The organism is Dickeya dadantii NCPPB 898, assembly GCF_000406145.1.
In the GTDB taxonomy this organism is placed as follows: domain Bacteria; phylum Pseudomonadota; class Gammaproteobacteria; order Enterobacterales; family Enterobacteriaceae; genus Dickeya; species Dickeya dadantii.
Window position 1 is genome coordinate 267,497 of sequence record NZ_CM001976.1, and the last position, 13,582, is coordinate 281,078.

15 protein-coding genes are annotated in these 13,582 nt (G+C 56.4%); 5 read left to right on the forward strand and 10 right to left on the reverse strand.

Features of this window, described 5'->3' with window-relative positions; all coding sequences use genetic code 11:
- Positions 1-233: 233 nt before the first annotated feature.
- The 8 genes from DDA898_RS01690 to DDA898_RS01725 form a co-directional block, all read right to left on the reverse strand.
- Positions 234-470, reverse strand: a complete 237-nt coding sequence (locus DDA898_RS01690) for a P-loop NTPase family protein (RefSeq protein WP_038900049.1) — start codon at positions 468-470, stop codon at positions 234-236.
- Positions 471-546: 76 nt separating this feature from the next.
- Positions 547-1,308 (reverse strand): amino acid ABC transporter ATP-binding protein, encoded by a 762-nt coding sequence (locus DDA898_RS01695; protein WP_038900050.1) that lies wholly within the window; start codon positions 1,306-1,308, stop codon positions 547-549.
- An 8-nt stretch (positions 1,309-1,316) separates the two neighbouring features.
- Positions 1,317-2,411, reverse strand: coding sequence for an amino acid ABC transporter permease (locus DDA898_RS01700; RefSeq protein WP_038910008.1), 1,095 nt, complete (start codon positions 2,409-2,411; stop codon positions 1,317-1,319).
- Between the two features lie 9 nt (positions 2,412-2,420).
- Complete coding sequence (locus DDA898_RS01705; protein WP_038900051.1) at positions 2,421-3,599, reverse strand: amino acid ABC transporter permease; 1,179 nt, start codon at positions 3,597-3,599, stop codon at positions 2,421-2,423.
- Positions 3,600-3,671: 72 nt separating this feature from the next.
- Positions 3,672-4,697 (reverse strand): amino acid ABC transporter substrate-binding protein, encoded by a 1,026-nt coding sequence (locus tag DDA898_RS01710; protein ID WP_013315956.1) that lies wholly within the window; start codon positions 4,695-4,697, stop codon positions 3,672-3,674.
- Positions 4,698-4,993: 296 nt separating this feature from the next.
- Positions 4,994-5,689 carry a CTP synthase C-terminal region-related (seleno)protein gene (locus DDA898_RS01715; RefSeq protein ID WP_038910009.1) on the reverse strand — a complete coding sequence of 232 codons (696 nt, stop codon included), beginning with the start codon at positions 5,687-5,689 and terminating at the stop codon, positions 4,994-4,996.
- 114 nt (positions 5,690-5,803) lie between these two features.
- Positions 5,804-6,469, reverse strand: a complete 666-nt coding sequence (locus tag DDA898_RS01720; RefSeq protein WP_038900053.1) for an amino acid ABC transporter permease — start codon at positions 6,467-6,469, stop codon at positions 5,804-5,806.
- A 25-nt stretch (positions 6,470-6,494) separates the two neighbouring features.
- A complete protein-coding gene (locus tag DDA898_RS01725; RefSeq protein WP_038910010.1) occupies positions 6,495-7,265 on the reverse strand; it encodes an amino acid ABC transporter substrate-binding protein in 771 nt (256 codons plus the stop codon).
- Positions 7,266-7,510: 245 nt separating this feature from the next.
- Between DDA898_RS01725 and DDA898_RS01730 the strand changes: the two genes are divergently transcribed.
- Both DDA898_RS01730 and DDA898_RS01735 read left to right on the forward strand, forming a co-directional pair.
- Positions 7,511-8,653: an endonuclease/exonuclease/phosphatase family protein gene (locus DDA898_RS01730; protein ID WP_038910012.1), complete on the forward strand. Its 1,143-nt coding sequence runs from the start codon at positions 7,511-7,513 to the stop codon at positions 8,651-8,653.
- A 645-nt stretch (positions 8,654-9,298) separates the two neighbouring features.
- On the forward strand, positions 9,299-10,144 hold the full coding sequence (locus tag DDA898_RS01735) for an SDR family oxidoreductase (protein ID WP_081639202.1): 846 nt from the start codon (positions 9,299-9,301) through the stop codon (positions 10,142-10,144).
- A 77-nt stretch (positions 10,145-10,221) separates the two neighbouring features.
- Here DDA898_RS01735 and DDA898_RS01740 read toward each other — a convergent pair whose 3' ends face one another.
- Positions 10,222-11,115 (reverse strand): LysR family transcriptional regulator, encoded by an 894-nt coding sequence (locus DDA898_RS01740; RefSeq protein ID WP_038910013.1) that lies wholly within the window; start codon positions 11,113-11,115, stop codon positions 10,222-10,224.
- Between the two features lie 312 nt (positions 11,116-11,427).
- Between DDA898_RS01740 and DDA898_RS01745 the strand changes: the two genes are divergently transcribed.
- The 3 genes from DDA898_RS01745 to DDA898_RS01755 are packed head-to-tail and all read left to right on the forward strand — an operon-like array spanning position 11,428 to position 13,130.
- Complete coding sequence (locus DDA898_RS01745; RefSeq protein WP_038910014.1) at positions 11,428-11,823, forward strand: (R)-mandelonitrile lyase; 396 nt, start codon at positions 11,428-11,430, stop codon at positions 11,821-11,823.
- 14 nt (positions 11,824-11,837) lie between these two features.
- Positions 11,838-12,047, forward strand: coding sequence for an SDR family oxidoreductase (locus DDA898_RS01750; protein ID WP_201765878.1), 210 nt, complete (start codon positions 11,838-11,840; stop codon positions 12,045-12,047).
- A gap of 30 nt (positions 12,048-12,077) precedes the next feature.
- A complete protein-coding gene (locus tag DDA898_RS01755; protein WP_038910016.1) occupies positions 12,078-13,130 on the forward strand; it encodes an NAD(P)-dependent alcohol dehydrogenase in 1,053 nt (350 codons plus the stop codon).
- Between the two features lie 135 nt (positions 13,131-13,265).
- Here the strand turns inward: DDA898_RS01755 and fis are convergent, their stop codons facing one another.
- Positions 13,266-13,562, reverse strand: a complete 297-nt coding sequence (gene fis, locus DDA898_RS01760) for a DNA-binding transcriptional regulator Fis (protein WP_012883002.1) — start codon at positions 13,560-13,562, stop codon at positions 13,266-13,268.
- Between the last annotated feature and the right edge of the window lie 20 nt (positions 13,563-13,582).

The window sequence follows — 13,582 nt, forward strand, 5'->3', positions numbered from 1 at the left end:
CATAAGGAACCCCCGGTTAGCGCCGGGGGTTTTTTGCTATGGGGCCGGGAAGCCGGCATTACGGGATACCGGTCAGGACAGGCGGCGGCCCTGTGTGCGGTTTTACGGTCCGGTCTTGTACTCTCCCCGGCGCTGTGTCGCGCGTCTGTCGCGTTTTTCCTGCAAGGCCTTCCCTTTATCTCCCTCTCTCCGCGGTTTTTATCACTCTGCACAAACAAAATAATCATCTCGCTTCAGTCTCCGGCAGCGCCGGTTCTCCTTCGCAGCCAGTCACGGATAAATACGGCGATCTGCGCCGGCTGGTTGAGATCCAGACAGGGCAGGGCAAGGGTTAAGGCGGTATCGGTGGCCACGGCCAGCGTGTCGGCGTCGATCAACGCCGCGATATCACCTCCTGGCCCGTGACGGTAAAGCAGAGTTTTATCAACGGGTTCGTGTTTGAAATCTTTCGTCTGCTGATCCCAATGCATGGTGTTCAGAGTATGAAAATTCAGGACATGAAAAAGGCCCGCTACAGTGAGCGGGCCTGAGAGAAGTTGAATGTGATTAATGCAGTATCTGAGCCAGGAACGTCTGTGTACGTTCTGAACGCGGGCTGCTGAAGAAGATATCCGGCGGCGCTTGCTCGACGATCTCACCCTGATCCATAAAGATCACCCGGTTGGCTACCGTCCGGGCGAAGCCCATTTCATGGGTCACGCACAGCATGGTCATACCGTCTTCCGCCAGACCCAGCATGGTATCCAGCACTTCTTTCACCATTTCCGGATCCAGCGCCGATGTCGGTTCGTCAAACAGCATGATTTTCGGTTTCATGCACAGCGATCGGGCAATCGCGACACGCTGTTGCTGGCCGCCGGAAAGCTGACCGGGGTATTTGTGGGCATGAGCGGCGATGCGCACTCGTTCCAGATAGTGCATCGCCAGCTCCTCCGCTTCTTTTTTCGGCATGTTGCGAACCCAGCTCGGCGCCAGCGTACAGTTCTGCAGAACGGTCAGATGCGGGAACAGGTTGAAATGCTGGAACACCATACCCACTTCTGTTCTGATTTTCTCGATATTGCGGCTATCGTGGTTAAGTTCGATGCCATCTACCACGATGCGCCCCTGCTGATGTTCTTCCAGATGGTTGATACAGCGGATGGTGGTTGATTTACCGGAGCCTGATGGTCCGCACAGAACAATACGTTCCCCTTGTTTGACCTGCAGGTTGATATTTTTCAGTACGTGGAACTGCCCATACCACTTATTCACGTTTTCCAGCGTGATCATGTAGTCGGAAGATGATGTTAACGTGTCCTGGTTCATGGGTAACCTCAATGAGACTTGCGTCCGGTATCAAAACGTTTTTCTAAGTGCTGGCTATAACGCGACATGCTGAAACAGAAGATCCAATAGAGGATGGCGGCGAATACATAGCCTTCCGTGGACATTCCCAACCAGGCCGGATCAACGGTCGCTTGCTGAATGCTGCTGAACAGGTCGAACAGGCCGATGATGATCACCAGACTGGTGTCTTTGAACAGCGCGATGATGGTGTTGACCAGACCGGGTATCACCATCTTCAGCGCCTGAGGTAGAATCACCAGCCCCTGCATACGCCAGTAGCCGAGCGCCAGAGATTGGGCTGCTTCATATTGCCCTTTGGGTAGCGCCTGCAGACCGCCGCGGACCACTTCCGCCACATAGGCGGACTGAAACAGAATCACTCCGACCAGCGCACGCAGCAGTTTGTCGATGTTGGTGCCTTCCGTCAGAAACAGCGGCAGCATGACGGAGGACATGAACAAGACGGTAATCAGCGGCACGCCGCGCCAGAACTCAATGAAGATGACGCAGAGCGCACGCAGCACCGGCATGTTGGAGCGGCGCCCCAGTGCCAGCAGGATCCCCAACGGTAGGGCGCCGGCGATGCCGATCGCCGCGATGATGATAGTCAGCGTCAGACCGCCCCACTGGCGGGTTTCCACCCGCGTCAGGCCGCCAAAACCACCAAACAGCAACCACCAGGCGATCAACGGATAGATCACGCACCAGATGGCGATGTAACGGCCGCGGTGCGGCAGATTGCGCCAGAACATCGGCAGGATGCTGATCAGCGCCAATACCAGCGCGAAGTTGATGCGCCACAGCTCTTCCCGAGGATAAAGCCCATACATGAACTGCTCGAAACGGGCATGGATGAACACCCAGCAGGCGCCGTCGCTGGTGCAATCCGCGCGGGTGGAGCCGATCCAGTTAGCCTTGAGAATGGCCCAGTTCAACAGCGGCGGGATCAGCGTCCACAGTAGCCACAGGCAGGCCAGCGTCAGCACACTGTTGGTGATGCTGGAGAACAGATTTCGTCGCGCCCAGACAATGGCGCGGTTAATGGGCGTCGGGTTGGATGGTGTGTGTGTAATCATGGTCATCCTGTTCCTTTAACGCTCAATTAAGGCGATTTTCCGGTTATAGATGTTCATCAGTAATGAGATCAGCAGGCTGATAATCAGGTAGACCGACATGGTGATGGCGATGGTTTCGATAGCCTGCCCGGTCTGGTTCAACACCGTACCGGCGAACAGCGACACCATGTCCGGATAACCGATGGCGGCAGCCAGCGAAGAATTTTTCACCACGTTCAGATACTGGCTGGTCAGTGGTGGAATAATCACGCGCAGCGCCTGCGGCAGAATGACCTTACGCAGGGTGACCGGCTTAGGCAGGCCCAGCGATAGCGCCGCTTCGTGTTGCCCATAAGAGACGGATTGAATCCCGGAGCGGATGATCTCGGCGATAAAGGAAGAGGTATACACCGACAATGCCAGCGCCAGTGCCGCCAGTTCAGGGATCAGCACCATCCCGCCGCTGAAGTTGAATCCTTTCAGTACCGGGAAATCCCAATGCAGCGCCCGGCCGAAAATCAGATGTGATAAACCCAGCAACACCACGAGTACCGCCAGCGGAATTGGCCAGGACCTGCGCTGCTGACCGGTGAGGGCATGGTAGCGCTTATTGCGGCGGAAAATCATGGCACCGACCACCAGCGCAATGATCAGCGCCAGTATCGAAGGCAGCGCCCCCGGGCCGAACTCGGCGGCCGGAATATACAATCCGCGGTTGCTCAGGAAGAAGGTATCGAGCGCGTTTACCGCCTGACGCGGGCCTGGCAGGTTGCGCAGTACCGCAAAATACCAGAAGAAGATCTGCAACAGCGGCGGGATATTGCGGAATGTCTCGATGTAGATGGTGGACAATTTACGCAACAGCCAGTTGTCGGACAGGCGAGCCAGACCGACGATAAACCCCAGCAGCGAGGCGCAGACAATACAAATAGCCGAAACCAGCAGCGTGTTCAGCAGACCGACAACAAAGACGCGAGCGTAGGTATCGCCTTGTTCATAGTCAATCAGGTGCTGAACAATACCAAAGCCGGCACTGTTATTCAGAAAGGCAAAACCTGACGTAATCCCGCGCTGCGCCAGATTGGTTACCGTGTTGTGCAGCAGATAACCGACGGTAACCACGACGATGACGACCGCCAGGATTTGATACAACCAGGCGCGCACCGCTGGATTAGTCAGTGATAAATCACCTTTCACGGTTGGGCGTTGCAGCATGTTGGAGCCTCAGTGACAGATAAAGCAAGGGCACGGCTGGTTCGCAGCACGTGCCCGGTTTTACATCAGGAATCAGCGAATGGCAGGGGCGTACTGGATGCCGCCTTTGTTCCACAGTTCGTTCAGGCCACGTTTGATTTTCAGCTCACTGCCCTGACCCACGTTGCGCTCAAACACTTCGCCGTAGTTGCCTACCTGTTTGACGATTTTGTACGCCCAGTCGGCCGGCAGTTTCAGGTCTTTGCCGTAGTTGCCTTCTTTACCCAGCAGGTGCGACATGTCCGGGGTGGTCGGTTTAGCGGCCATCTGGTCGACGTTCTGAGAGGTGATGCCCATCTCTTCGGCGTTCAGCATGGCGAACAGCGTCCAGCGCACAATCGCGTACCAGTCTTCGTCACCACGACGCACTACCGGTCCCAGCGGTTCTTTGGAGATCACTTCCGGCAGTACCACGAAGTCAGCCGGTTTGCCCAGTTTGATACGCAGGGCGTACAACTGAGACTGGTCGGAAGCCAGCGTATCGCAGCGGCCGGAATCCAGCGCTTTGGCGCTTTCGTCAGAGCGGTCGAAGGTCACCGGGGTGTATTTCATGTTGTGGGTTTTGAAGTAATCGGCCACGTTCAGCTCGGTGTCGGTGCCGGCCTGGATGCAAACGGTTGCGCCGTCCAGCTCTTTGGCGCTTTTCAGTCCGGCTTTGTTATGGGTCAGAAAGCCGATGCCGTCGTAGTAGGTCACGCCGGTGAACAGCAGGCCCATGCCGCCGTCACGGGAGGAGGTCCAGGTGGTATTGCGGGACAGCAAATCCACTTCGCCGGATTGCAGAGCGGTGAAGCGCTCTTTGGCGGTCAGCGGGGTGAACTTGACTTTATTGGCATCGCCAAAAATGGCCGCAGCGACACCACGGCAGACGTCAACGTCGATACCGGAGTATTTGCCGTTGGCATCGGCATACGAGAAACCAGGAAGTCCATCGCTGATACCGCACTGCACGAACCCTTTCTTCTGAATCGCATCAAGAGTTGCGCCTGCGTGTGCCTGGTTGATGAAGGCAAACAGTGAAGCGCTGGCGACCAGCGTGGACATAATCACTTTTTTCATAATCATCGTATGTGCCTAATGTAATAGTAATGTGCTGTTGTGTTTTGGCGCAGTCATGGCTGCGCCTGCTCTGTCTGTCGGCGTGGTGTCCCGGAAACGGGGCCGTCGTTATCAGAAAGCAAAAACGATGCCAGCTTGTAATCACAGTGGTACAGGCAGGAAACTAAATCGTATCAGTGGTGAGCCGGGATAAATCGGAGCTATAGAGGGATAAAGGAAAGGCATAGGGCGCACCAAAATGGATGAATTGTGCTGTGGTCGATCCAATTTGGTGCAACTTGCGTAAAAACCGGAGGTTAACGTGCCGACGCTGCCTCAAGGAGTGCAATGGCCAGCGGCGGTGCTATCTGTTTTAGTGCAGCGCGTTCTGGCTGAAACAAGGTGCCGACAAAAAACGGATGGTCGGTGAGTTCGACCGCGCGAATATCTCCGTTGTCATCCACGCCGGACACCCGTACACCGGCGGTGGTGAATGCATCCCGAAACGCTTCGTTGATGCCGTAGCGGCAGCGGTAGCCTTCGGCGATCGCGTCGCGGCCGTAAGCACGGCCAATGCGTGAATCGGGTGACAGGCGAATATCACCCTGTTTTTCCACCATTTCACATTGCAAGGGCGAAATCACCGCCCGGCCTTCCTGAGTGACTTCCGCATTATTAGCGTCATGCCAGCTCAGAACGTGGCGGGCGTATTCGAGCAGCGCATACTGACACCCCCCGCAGGTGCCCAGAAACGGGATATGCGTTTCACGGGCAAAACGGATGGCTTGCAGGATATTGTCGTCGTGACGATACGGGCTGGCGGGAACGCACCAGACGGCATCGAAAGCGTCGAGCTGGCTGGCCGGCGACAGTAGTTCGCTGTCTATCCACTGGTACTGAATCGTGAGGTCAAGCTGGCGGGCGGCGAGGTTGAGAGCGGGCGGGATGGCCTGATGAGCGGTGACGGTTGGGGTGTAGTCACCTATCAGCGCGATTCTGACAATCTGTTTCATGACATTCTCCGGCTGGTAAAACGGAAGGCTACGGCAAATCGGGGGTAATGTCGAGGTGGTCGGTTTGATTGTGAGAGGTGGCAAAGGCAGGCCAGACAGCCTGCCTGTCGGTTATCAATGCACGATGTGGCGCTGGTAGTATTTTTCCAGCCGCGTCTGCAGCTTACTTAACACAGTGCTGAACAGCAGGTAGATGAGTGCGGCTTCGATATAGAGAATCAGCGGCTCGTAGGTCACCGACACGATACGTTGCGCGGCTAAAAACATTTCCGGCACCGTGATCACGGCGGCCAGCGAGGTGTCTTTGACCAGCGAAATAAAGGTATTAGCCAGCGGCGGCAGCGACACGAATACCGACTGCGGCACGATCACCCAGCGGATGGCCTGCGCGCCGCTCATTCCGAGCGAATAGGCGGCGTTCCATTGTCCTTTCGGGACGGAGAGAATAGCACCGCGTACGATTTCCGAGCTGTAAGCGCCGACGTTAAGGCTGAAACCAATCAGTGCCGCCGGGAACGCATCCAGCGTGATGCCGGCGTTGGGCAAACCATAGAAAATCAGGAACAGCTGGACCAGTAGCGGCGTGCCGCGAATCACCCACACATAAAAGTCGCAAATCTTTTTGAGCGGCGTTGGGCCGTACAGGCGCAGCAAGGCGACCAGCACACCGATCATCAAACCGAGGACAAAGGAAAGAATCGCGAGAGGAACGGTGAATGTCAGCCCAGCGGAAAGCAGACTCCAGAAGGAGTCTGCCATGAGTTGTAGCCATGATGGCATCTAAAATAACTCCGATATCAATGCATTATTTGGAAACGTCTTGTCCAAAGTATCGCACAGAAATCGTCTTATAGGTGCCGTCAGCTTTGATTTGATCCAACGCGTTGTTCAGCGCGTCCACCAACTGCGGCTGGTTTTTGCGTACCAGAATAGCGGACGGATCGCCGCTTTCAGCGGTAGCGACCACTTTCACGTTGGCGTCCGGTTTGTGTTTTTTGAAGTCCAGGAATGACAGGTTATCGTTCAGCGTGGCTTCGGCGCGGCCGCTCAGTACCAACTCCAGCGACTGGTTGAAGCCGTCGGTCGGCACGATTTCCGCACCGTAGCTGGTCGCCAGCTTGGAATAATTGCTGGTCAGGCTCTGGGCGGATTTGTGGCCTTTCAGATCGCTGAACGATTTGATGCTGGTGTTATCGCCACGCACGATCAGCACGGATTTTGCGTCGATATACGGTTTGGTGAAGTCATACTTCGCCTGACGCTCTTTGGTTACACCCACCTGATTGATGACGGCGTCATAGCGTTTGGCGTCTACGCCGGCAATCAGCCCGTCCCAGCGGCCTTCGACGAATTCAGCTTTTACGCCTAGTTTTTCCGCCACGGCGCGGCCGACATCCACATCGAAACCGACCAGTTTGCCGGAGGCATCATGGTAGGTGTAAGGCGCATACGTGCCCTCGGTGCCAAATTTAATCACACCCGCGGCCTTGATGGCGCGGAGATCGTCCTGAGCCTGTGCCAGCGCGCTGGTAACCAGTAAGGCGCCGGTAAGTAATGCTAAGCGAGATTTTTTCATCATAGTTCCTGCCAGGTATGGCTATTGCCGTTGTAAGTCAGAAATGCTGCGAATTTACGTGATGTCATGATGTTTGCCAAGTACATAAAGACATTGCTTATATCTGCTATGAATATAGTGAGCGCCGGTATTTTTTACCACTGGGGACCGCGGGTTAGCATCGCGGGAAGGCGTGATATACGGTGGTAACAATCGGTAGCCAGACTTGTTCTTTCCCGCCGTAGTCTGTTGCCTGAGGAGGAGCTATGAAGCTCAGACTTGCCAGCTATAACGTTGAAAACCTGTTCCACCGCACCGCGATTCTCAACCTGCCCGACCCGCAGCAAAGCAGTGAATTGCTGGAGAAAGTACGCCAGTTGCAAACGCTGCTGGATGCCGATAAGTATGACGATGCCCTGAAAGACCGGGTCTTTACCCTGACCAGCAATCTCCAGCCCTACGTCGACCTTCGCGTCGATGGCGGCTCGCTCGGCAGTTGGAAAAACGAGGCCGGCAAGACCGGATTCCGGATTAACAAGAGCTGCCAGGGGCGAGGCGACTGGCTGGGCGAGCTGGTTTTTCGCGCCGAAGCGTTCGGCGATCAACAGCGAAAAAATACCGGGCTGGTTATCAAGGCGCTGAATGCCGACATCCTGTGCGCGGCGGAAGTGGAAAACATGGCGGTGCTGCGTGATTTCAACCAGCAGATTCTGGCGGATCGGGCATTCGCCCAGTATGTCATGATCGACAGCCCGAACGATCCGCGTGGCATCGATGTTGCCTGCCTGACGCGTCATCGTATTACCCAACTGTGTACCCATATCTTTGACGTCAGCGAATCGTTCAAGCCGCTGTTCAGCCGCGATTGTCTGGAAGTGACGATAGATGTCGGCCTGCCGCAGCCGGTGCATGTGCTGTGTAATCACTTTAAAAGCCAGAACGGTCGTAACGATGACGAACGCGAACGGGCGGCCAAACGGCGCCGCGCACAGGCGGAGCGGGTGGCCGAAATTGTCCGCGGGTACAATTTGCAGCAGGAGTATGTGGTGGTGATGGGCGACCTGAACGAGGATGTCGCCAATCCCTGGCACAGTCTGGCACCGCTGTTTTCCGTGCCGGATTTGCACCCGGCTATCGATCCTTCCCTGCCGGAAACGGCGCGTTATACCTATTATTTCTCCGGCGGTAAGGCCGGGGAGCGGCTGAACCAGCTGGACTATATTTTCATTTCTACGCCGTTGCATCAGGCGAAGGTCACCTGCGGCATTGAGCGGCGCGGCATCTACAACATTGACAAGATCACCGCCAAAGAAGGCGCGGAGCCGGTGACGCCGTTCCCGACAGTCACCTCCTGGGATACCGCCGCTTCAGACCATGCTGCCGTGTGGGTGGAGCTGGATATCCGCTGAACGCGACCGGCGGCGGCGAGAAAATCGCACGGCTGTGAACGAGGTGAATAACCCGCCTCAGATTGCTGATAAACCCTATAAGTGCAAAATGAAGGGTTTTTCCGGCGTTAAAACTGTGCTGAGGTGAGCGACTTCGCCGGGTGAGCGGCATGGATGTCGCGAAAGCCCGTGCCGCGTCTGACAAAAACGTTGGGAACGTTTTTGAACAGCGTTTACGCTGGCCCGCAGGGCGAGCCCCAGGGATGGGGCGAGTAACCGCGTCACGGGCGGCCCGAACAGCGAAGGCGAATGCCGAAGGGACCGCGCCAGCGGCACAGTTTAGCCACCAGCCAGTGGTCAAGGAGAGGTGGCGTTTGAACCTCTCCTTGTCGTGCGTGCGATGGAATGGCAGAGAAACGACACCGTTTATCCCGCACGAAACTATTCACTTACCAGACAAAATTCATCGTTCGTAAGACAACATGGCTGTTTGTCAACAGTCTCAGGCGGATAACCCGCCTCGTTTTATTTTAGTGGGCAAGTGGTGCAGAGGAAGCTGCATGCGAACCCATGATTTCCATTCATAAGCACAAGCGTTTTCTCTCTATAGTATTCATCCCGGCGGCTGCCTAAATTATCGACCATCAAGACCATGATGGAGAAGAGATGATGTCGCAGCGAATCTGGCTGATTACCGGGGTCAGCACCGGTTTTGGGCGTGAACTTACGCAGCAACTGCTGGTGAAGGGCGACCGCGTAGTGGGTACGGTACGAAATCTGGCAAGCGTACAGCCCCTGATGGGGCAATGGCCGGAGACGTTCCACCCGGAAATACTGGATGTCACGGATACCGATGCGATAGCCGGCGTTGTCGAGCGGACGTTCAAACGATTCGGCCGCATTGACGTGGCGATCAGCAATGCCGGTTATGGGCTGTTTGGCGCGGCGGAAGAACTTTCCGATCGCCAGATTGAGCAGGTGATCGCCACCAACCTGCTGGGGTCCATTCAATTTATTCGCCGCGTCATTCCCATCATGCGCCAGCAGGGCGGGGGGCGGATTATCCAAATCTCGTCCTATGGCGGGCAGGTGGCTTTCCCCGGTAATTCCCTCTATCACGCTACCAAATGGGGGATTGAAGGCTTTGTCGAGTCGGTCGCGCAGGAAGCCGCTCCCTTTGGCATTGGCATGACGCTGGTTGAACCCGGCGGCGCACGCACCGAATTCCGTTACGGCAGCGCGCAGGTCGCCACATTGATGCCGGTCTATGATGTGACGCCCGCCCATGCCTTTTTGCGTATGCTTGATCCCGCGAATGGGCTGGCGCCGGGCGACCCGACCAGAATGGCGACGCGCATTATCGAAAGTGTTGATCGCCAACCGGCGCCGCTGCGTATGGTGCTGGGTTCTCAGGCGTTGCAAGGCACGATCGACGTGCTGCGCGAACGGCTGCGGAATTTTGAACAACAGGTCGAGCTGGCGGCGTCCACCGACTTCCCACCGGGAACGTAATGCCATTATCGATAACCTTTTACCGCGTAGCGCACGCGTCGATCTGGTGCTGACGCGTGCGCCGCAAGAATCCGCCATCAGCTGCGGTAGCGCAGCGCGTCGATAAACAGTGAAAAGGCAGCGGTGTGCTGCTTACGGCTGGGATAGTACAGGTAATAGCCGGGGAACGGTTCGCACCACGACTCCAATACCTGAATAAGACGCCCGTCTGCCACCGCCTGGCGGATGGTGTCTTCCGGAACGTAAGCCAGCCCCAGGCCAGACAGCGCGGCGTCGATACGGTGCTGTAGGTTGTTGAATGTCAGCTGGCCATCGACCCGGACGCGGATTTCGCGCCCGTCTCTGGAGAATTCCCAGGCGAACAATCCTCCCAGCGTGGGAAGACGCATGTTGATGCAACGGTGTTGCTGTAGCGACTGCGGGGTGTCGGGCACGGCGTGGTGGGCGAAATACGCCGGCGAACCGACTACCGCCATCCGCATATCCGGGCCGATGCGCACGGCAATCATGTCTTTTGCGACCTGCTCGCCCAACCGGACACCGGCGTCAAAACGTTCGTTAACGATGTCCGTCAGCGTATTGTCGACGGTAATTTCCAGATGGATATCCGGGTGCTGGCTGAGAAACGGCTTCAATACCGGCCAGAGAACAAAATTCACCGCATGCTCTCCCGCCGTCAAACGGATATTGCCCGCCGGTTTGTCGCGCATCTCCCCCAGATCTTCCAGTGCGAATTCGAGTTCGTTCAGCGACGGCGAAATGTTCCCGAGCAGTCGCTCGCCGGCCTCGGTCAATGACACGCTGCGCGTGGTGCGCGTCAGCAGGCGGATGTCTAACCGCTCTTCCAGGCTGCGCATGGCGTGGCTTAGCGCTGACTGGGATATGCCCAGCTTCGCCGCCGCGCGGGTAAAACTCTTTTCCTGCGCGACCATGCGAAACGAAATGAGATCGCTGAAATTCTCTTTAAGCATTGACCTGCCTCCCCAGTGGCGCCAAGAGCGTGTCTTCGCATGACACTATACTGAATAAATATATGAATTTGATTCATAGCTCCATGCGGATTTCCCTGTCTAGTCGCCGGTTATCCGGCGCGATACGTTTTCATCAACGATTCAGTTCAGGCGGAAGACGTCGGTTGACGACGGCAATGCCTTGTCGGGCGTGACGCCGATATTGGCTGGCGCCAACCATACTGATAGAGACGTATGGGGCTTAGCCGTGATGTCATCCCCGTCTCCCTGTTGATGTTAACGCCGGCAATCAGGCCGGAAGTAGAGGAAAGCATGAAGATTATTCGTAATGGTTCGCAGCCTTCCCGGCCAGGCCCGGAAGCGTGGTTTACCGGTCACGTACGCATCGACGCACCGTTTCAGGCGACAGAGCCTGCCCGCGTGGGCGGCGCGACCGTCACCTTTGAACCCGGCGCACGCACCGCCTGGCACACCCATCCGCTGGGACAAACGCTGATTGTGGTTCAGGGGCGAGGCTGGGTTCAGGAATGGGGTAACGAAATTCATGAAATGAACCCGGGAGATATCGTGTGGATCCCCGAAGGGGTGAAGCACTGGCACGGCGCGACGGCGGAAACGGCGATGACGCACATCGCAATTGCCGAATCGCTTGATGGCAGTGTGGTGGAATGGATGGAGCACGTCAGTGATGAGCAATACCCGAAGTAACCCAGGAAACCGTGGTGTGGTTGCGGATGATGCCCGGCGCGGTGGAAAGGGAACTGGCGCGAAGTATTACCGATCCCAACATGGCAGCGGGCGTCAAGTCGTTCTATGACGACTATGCTATTTCTGCAGAGTCATTTGCCCGGGTCGTGGCCTTCGCTATCCGTCAGCCTGAAGATGTGGACATTAACGACGTTCTGTTCCGTCCGACCCGGCTGGAATTGTAATCACGCTTTGAATAAGGCAAGGAGTCAACTATGACCATGAAAGTACTGGGTTATGCCGCGCAGTCATCAGCCGCGCCGTTAGCGCCGTTTCACTTTACGCGCCGAACGCCGCGCCCCGATGATGTGGTGGTGGAGATTCTGTATTGCGGCGTTTGCCACTCCGATCTGCATCAGGCGCGCAATGACTGGGGGTTTAGCCATTATCCGCTGGTACCCGGTCATGAAATCATCGGGCGTGTGACCGCCGTTGGCGCTGGCGTCACCAAATTCAAACCTGACGATCTGGTGGGTATCGGCTGCATGGTGGATTCGTGTCGTGAATGCCAGCCTTGTAAGCAGGGGCTGGAACAATACTGCGATGAAGGCAACGTGCAGACCTATAACGGGGTTGACCGTCATGATCACCAGCCGACCTACGGCGGCTATTCTCAGCAAATCGTCGCCTCGCAGGATTTTGTGCTGCGCATTCCCGCCTCGATGGACCTGAAATCGGCGGCGCCGCTGCTGTGCGCCGGGATTACCACCTGGTCGCCGTTGCGCCACTGGAACGTCGGTAAAGGCAGCAAGGTAGCGGTGGTCGGATTGGGCGGTCTGGGCCATATGGCGATCAAACTGGCTCATGCGCTCGGCGCGGAAGTGACGCTATTCACTCGCTCTCCCGGCAAAGAGGCCGACGCCCGGCGTTTAGGGGCTGACCGCATTGTGCTGTCGACGGCGGCGTCGCAGATGGAGACGGTCAAAGGTCAGTTTGACCTGATTATCGACACCGTGCCCTACGAGCATGATATCAACCCTTACATGCCGACACTGACGTTAGACGGCACGCTGGTGTTTGTGGGCCTGCTGGGCGACATCAATCCGATGCTCAACACCGTGTCGATGATTCTGGGGCGGCGGTCGGTAGCGGGTTCCTGCATCGGTGGGATTGCCGAGACGCAGGAAATGCTCGATTTTTGCGGCGAGCATGGCATCACTTCCGACGTGGAAATGATCGATATTCAGAACATCAACGCGGCCTATGAACGTATGTTGAAAAGCGACGTGAAATACCGGTTTGTCATCGATATGGCGTCGCTGGCATAAGCGGATATGATCAAACAGTAAAGACGGCGAGCGGGTAATCCACTCTGGTTGAGCGGGACATGCAGCGGTGGTAAGTAAAAAGGCGCGATCCAACCGGTATCGCGCCTTTTTTATTCAGTGGATGACTGATGGTTATCAGTTCATGCCGTATTTTTTCAGTTTCTTACGCAGCGTACCGCGGTTGATGCCCATCATCAGAGCAGCGCGGGTCTGGTTGCCGCGGGTGTACTGCATCACCATGTCCAACAGCGGCTGTTCTACTTCAGCCAGTACCAGCTCATACAGGTCATTCACATCCTGACCATTCAGTTGAGCGAAATAGTTCTTCAGTGCCTGTTTAACCGAGTCGCGCAGGGGTTTTTGGGTTACCTGAGCCTGAGAGTTTACAGTGGAAACGGTCAGTACGTCAGAATTCACGCGTTGTTCGAACATAGTTCTGTCAGCTCTTTTTC

What these genes read in the sequence shown, in the direction of transcription:
- DDA898_RS01690 (WP_038900049.1), bottom strand. Translation starts at nt 470, where the DNA reads ATGCATTGGGATCAGCAGACGAAAGATTTCAAACACGAACCCGTTGAT.
- DDA898_RS01695 (WP_038900050.1), bottom strand. Translation starts at nt 1,308, where the DNA reads ATGAACCAGGACACGTTAACATCATCTTCCGACTACATGATCACGCTG.
- DDA898_RS01700 (WP_038910008.1), bottom strand. Translation starts at nt 2,411, where the DNA reads ATGACCATGATTACACACACACCATCCAACCCGACGCCCATTAACCGC.
- DDA898_RS01705 (WP_038900051.1), bottom strand. Translation starts at nt 3,599, where the DNA reads ATGCTGCAACGCCCAACCGTGAAAGGTGATTTATCACTGACTAATCCA.
- DDA898_RS01710 (WP_013315956.1), bottom strand. Translation starts at nt 4,697, where the DNA reads ATGAAAAAAGTGATTATGTCCACGCTGGTCGCCAGCGCTTCACTGTTT.
- DDA898_RS01715 (WP_038910009.1), bottom strand. Translation starts at nt 5,689, where the DNA reads ATGAAACAGATTGTCAGAATCGCGCTGATAGGTGACTACACCCCAACC.
- DDA898_RS01720 (WP_038900053.1), bottom strand. Translation starts at nt 6,469, where the DNA reads ATGCCATCATGGCTACAACTCATGGCAGACTCCTTCTGGAGTCTGCTT.
- DDA898_RS01725 (WP_038910010.1), bottom strand. Translation starts at nt 7,265, where the DNA reads ATGAAAAAATCTCGCTTAGCATTACTTACCGGCGCCTTACTGGTTACC.
- DDA898_RS01730 (WP_038910012.1), top strand. Translation starts at nt 7,511, where the DNA reads ATGAAGCTCAGACTTGCCAGCTATAACGTTGAAAACCTGTTCCACCGC.
- DDA898_RS01735 (WP_081639202.1), top strand. Translation starts at nt 9,299, where the DNA reads ATGATGTCGCAGCGAATCTGGCTGATTACCGGGGTCAGCACCGGTTTT.
- DDA898_RS01740 (WP_038910013.1), bottom strand. Translation starts at nt 11,115, where the DNA reads ATGCTTAAAGAGAATTTCAGCGATCTCATTTCGTTTCGCATGGTCGCG.
- DDA898_RS01745 (WP_038910014.1), top strand. Translation starts at nt 11,428, where the DNA reads ATGAAGATTATTCGTAATGGTTCGCAGCCTTCCCGGCCAGGCCCGGAA.
- DDA898_RS01755 (WP_038910016.1), top strand. Translation starts at nt 12,078, where the DNA reads ATGACCATGAAAGTACTGGGTTATGCCGCGCAGTCATCAGCCGCGCCG.
- fis (WP_012883002.1), bottom strand. Translation starts at nt 13,562, where the DNA reads ATGTTCGAACAACGCGTGAATTCTGACGTACTGACCGTTTCCACTGTA.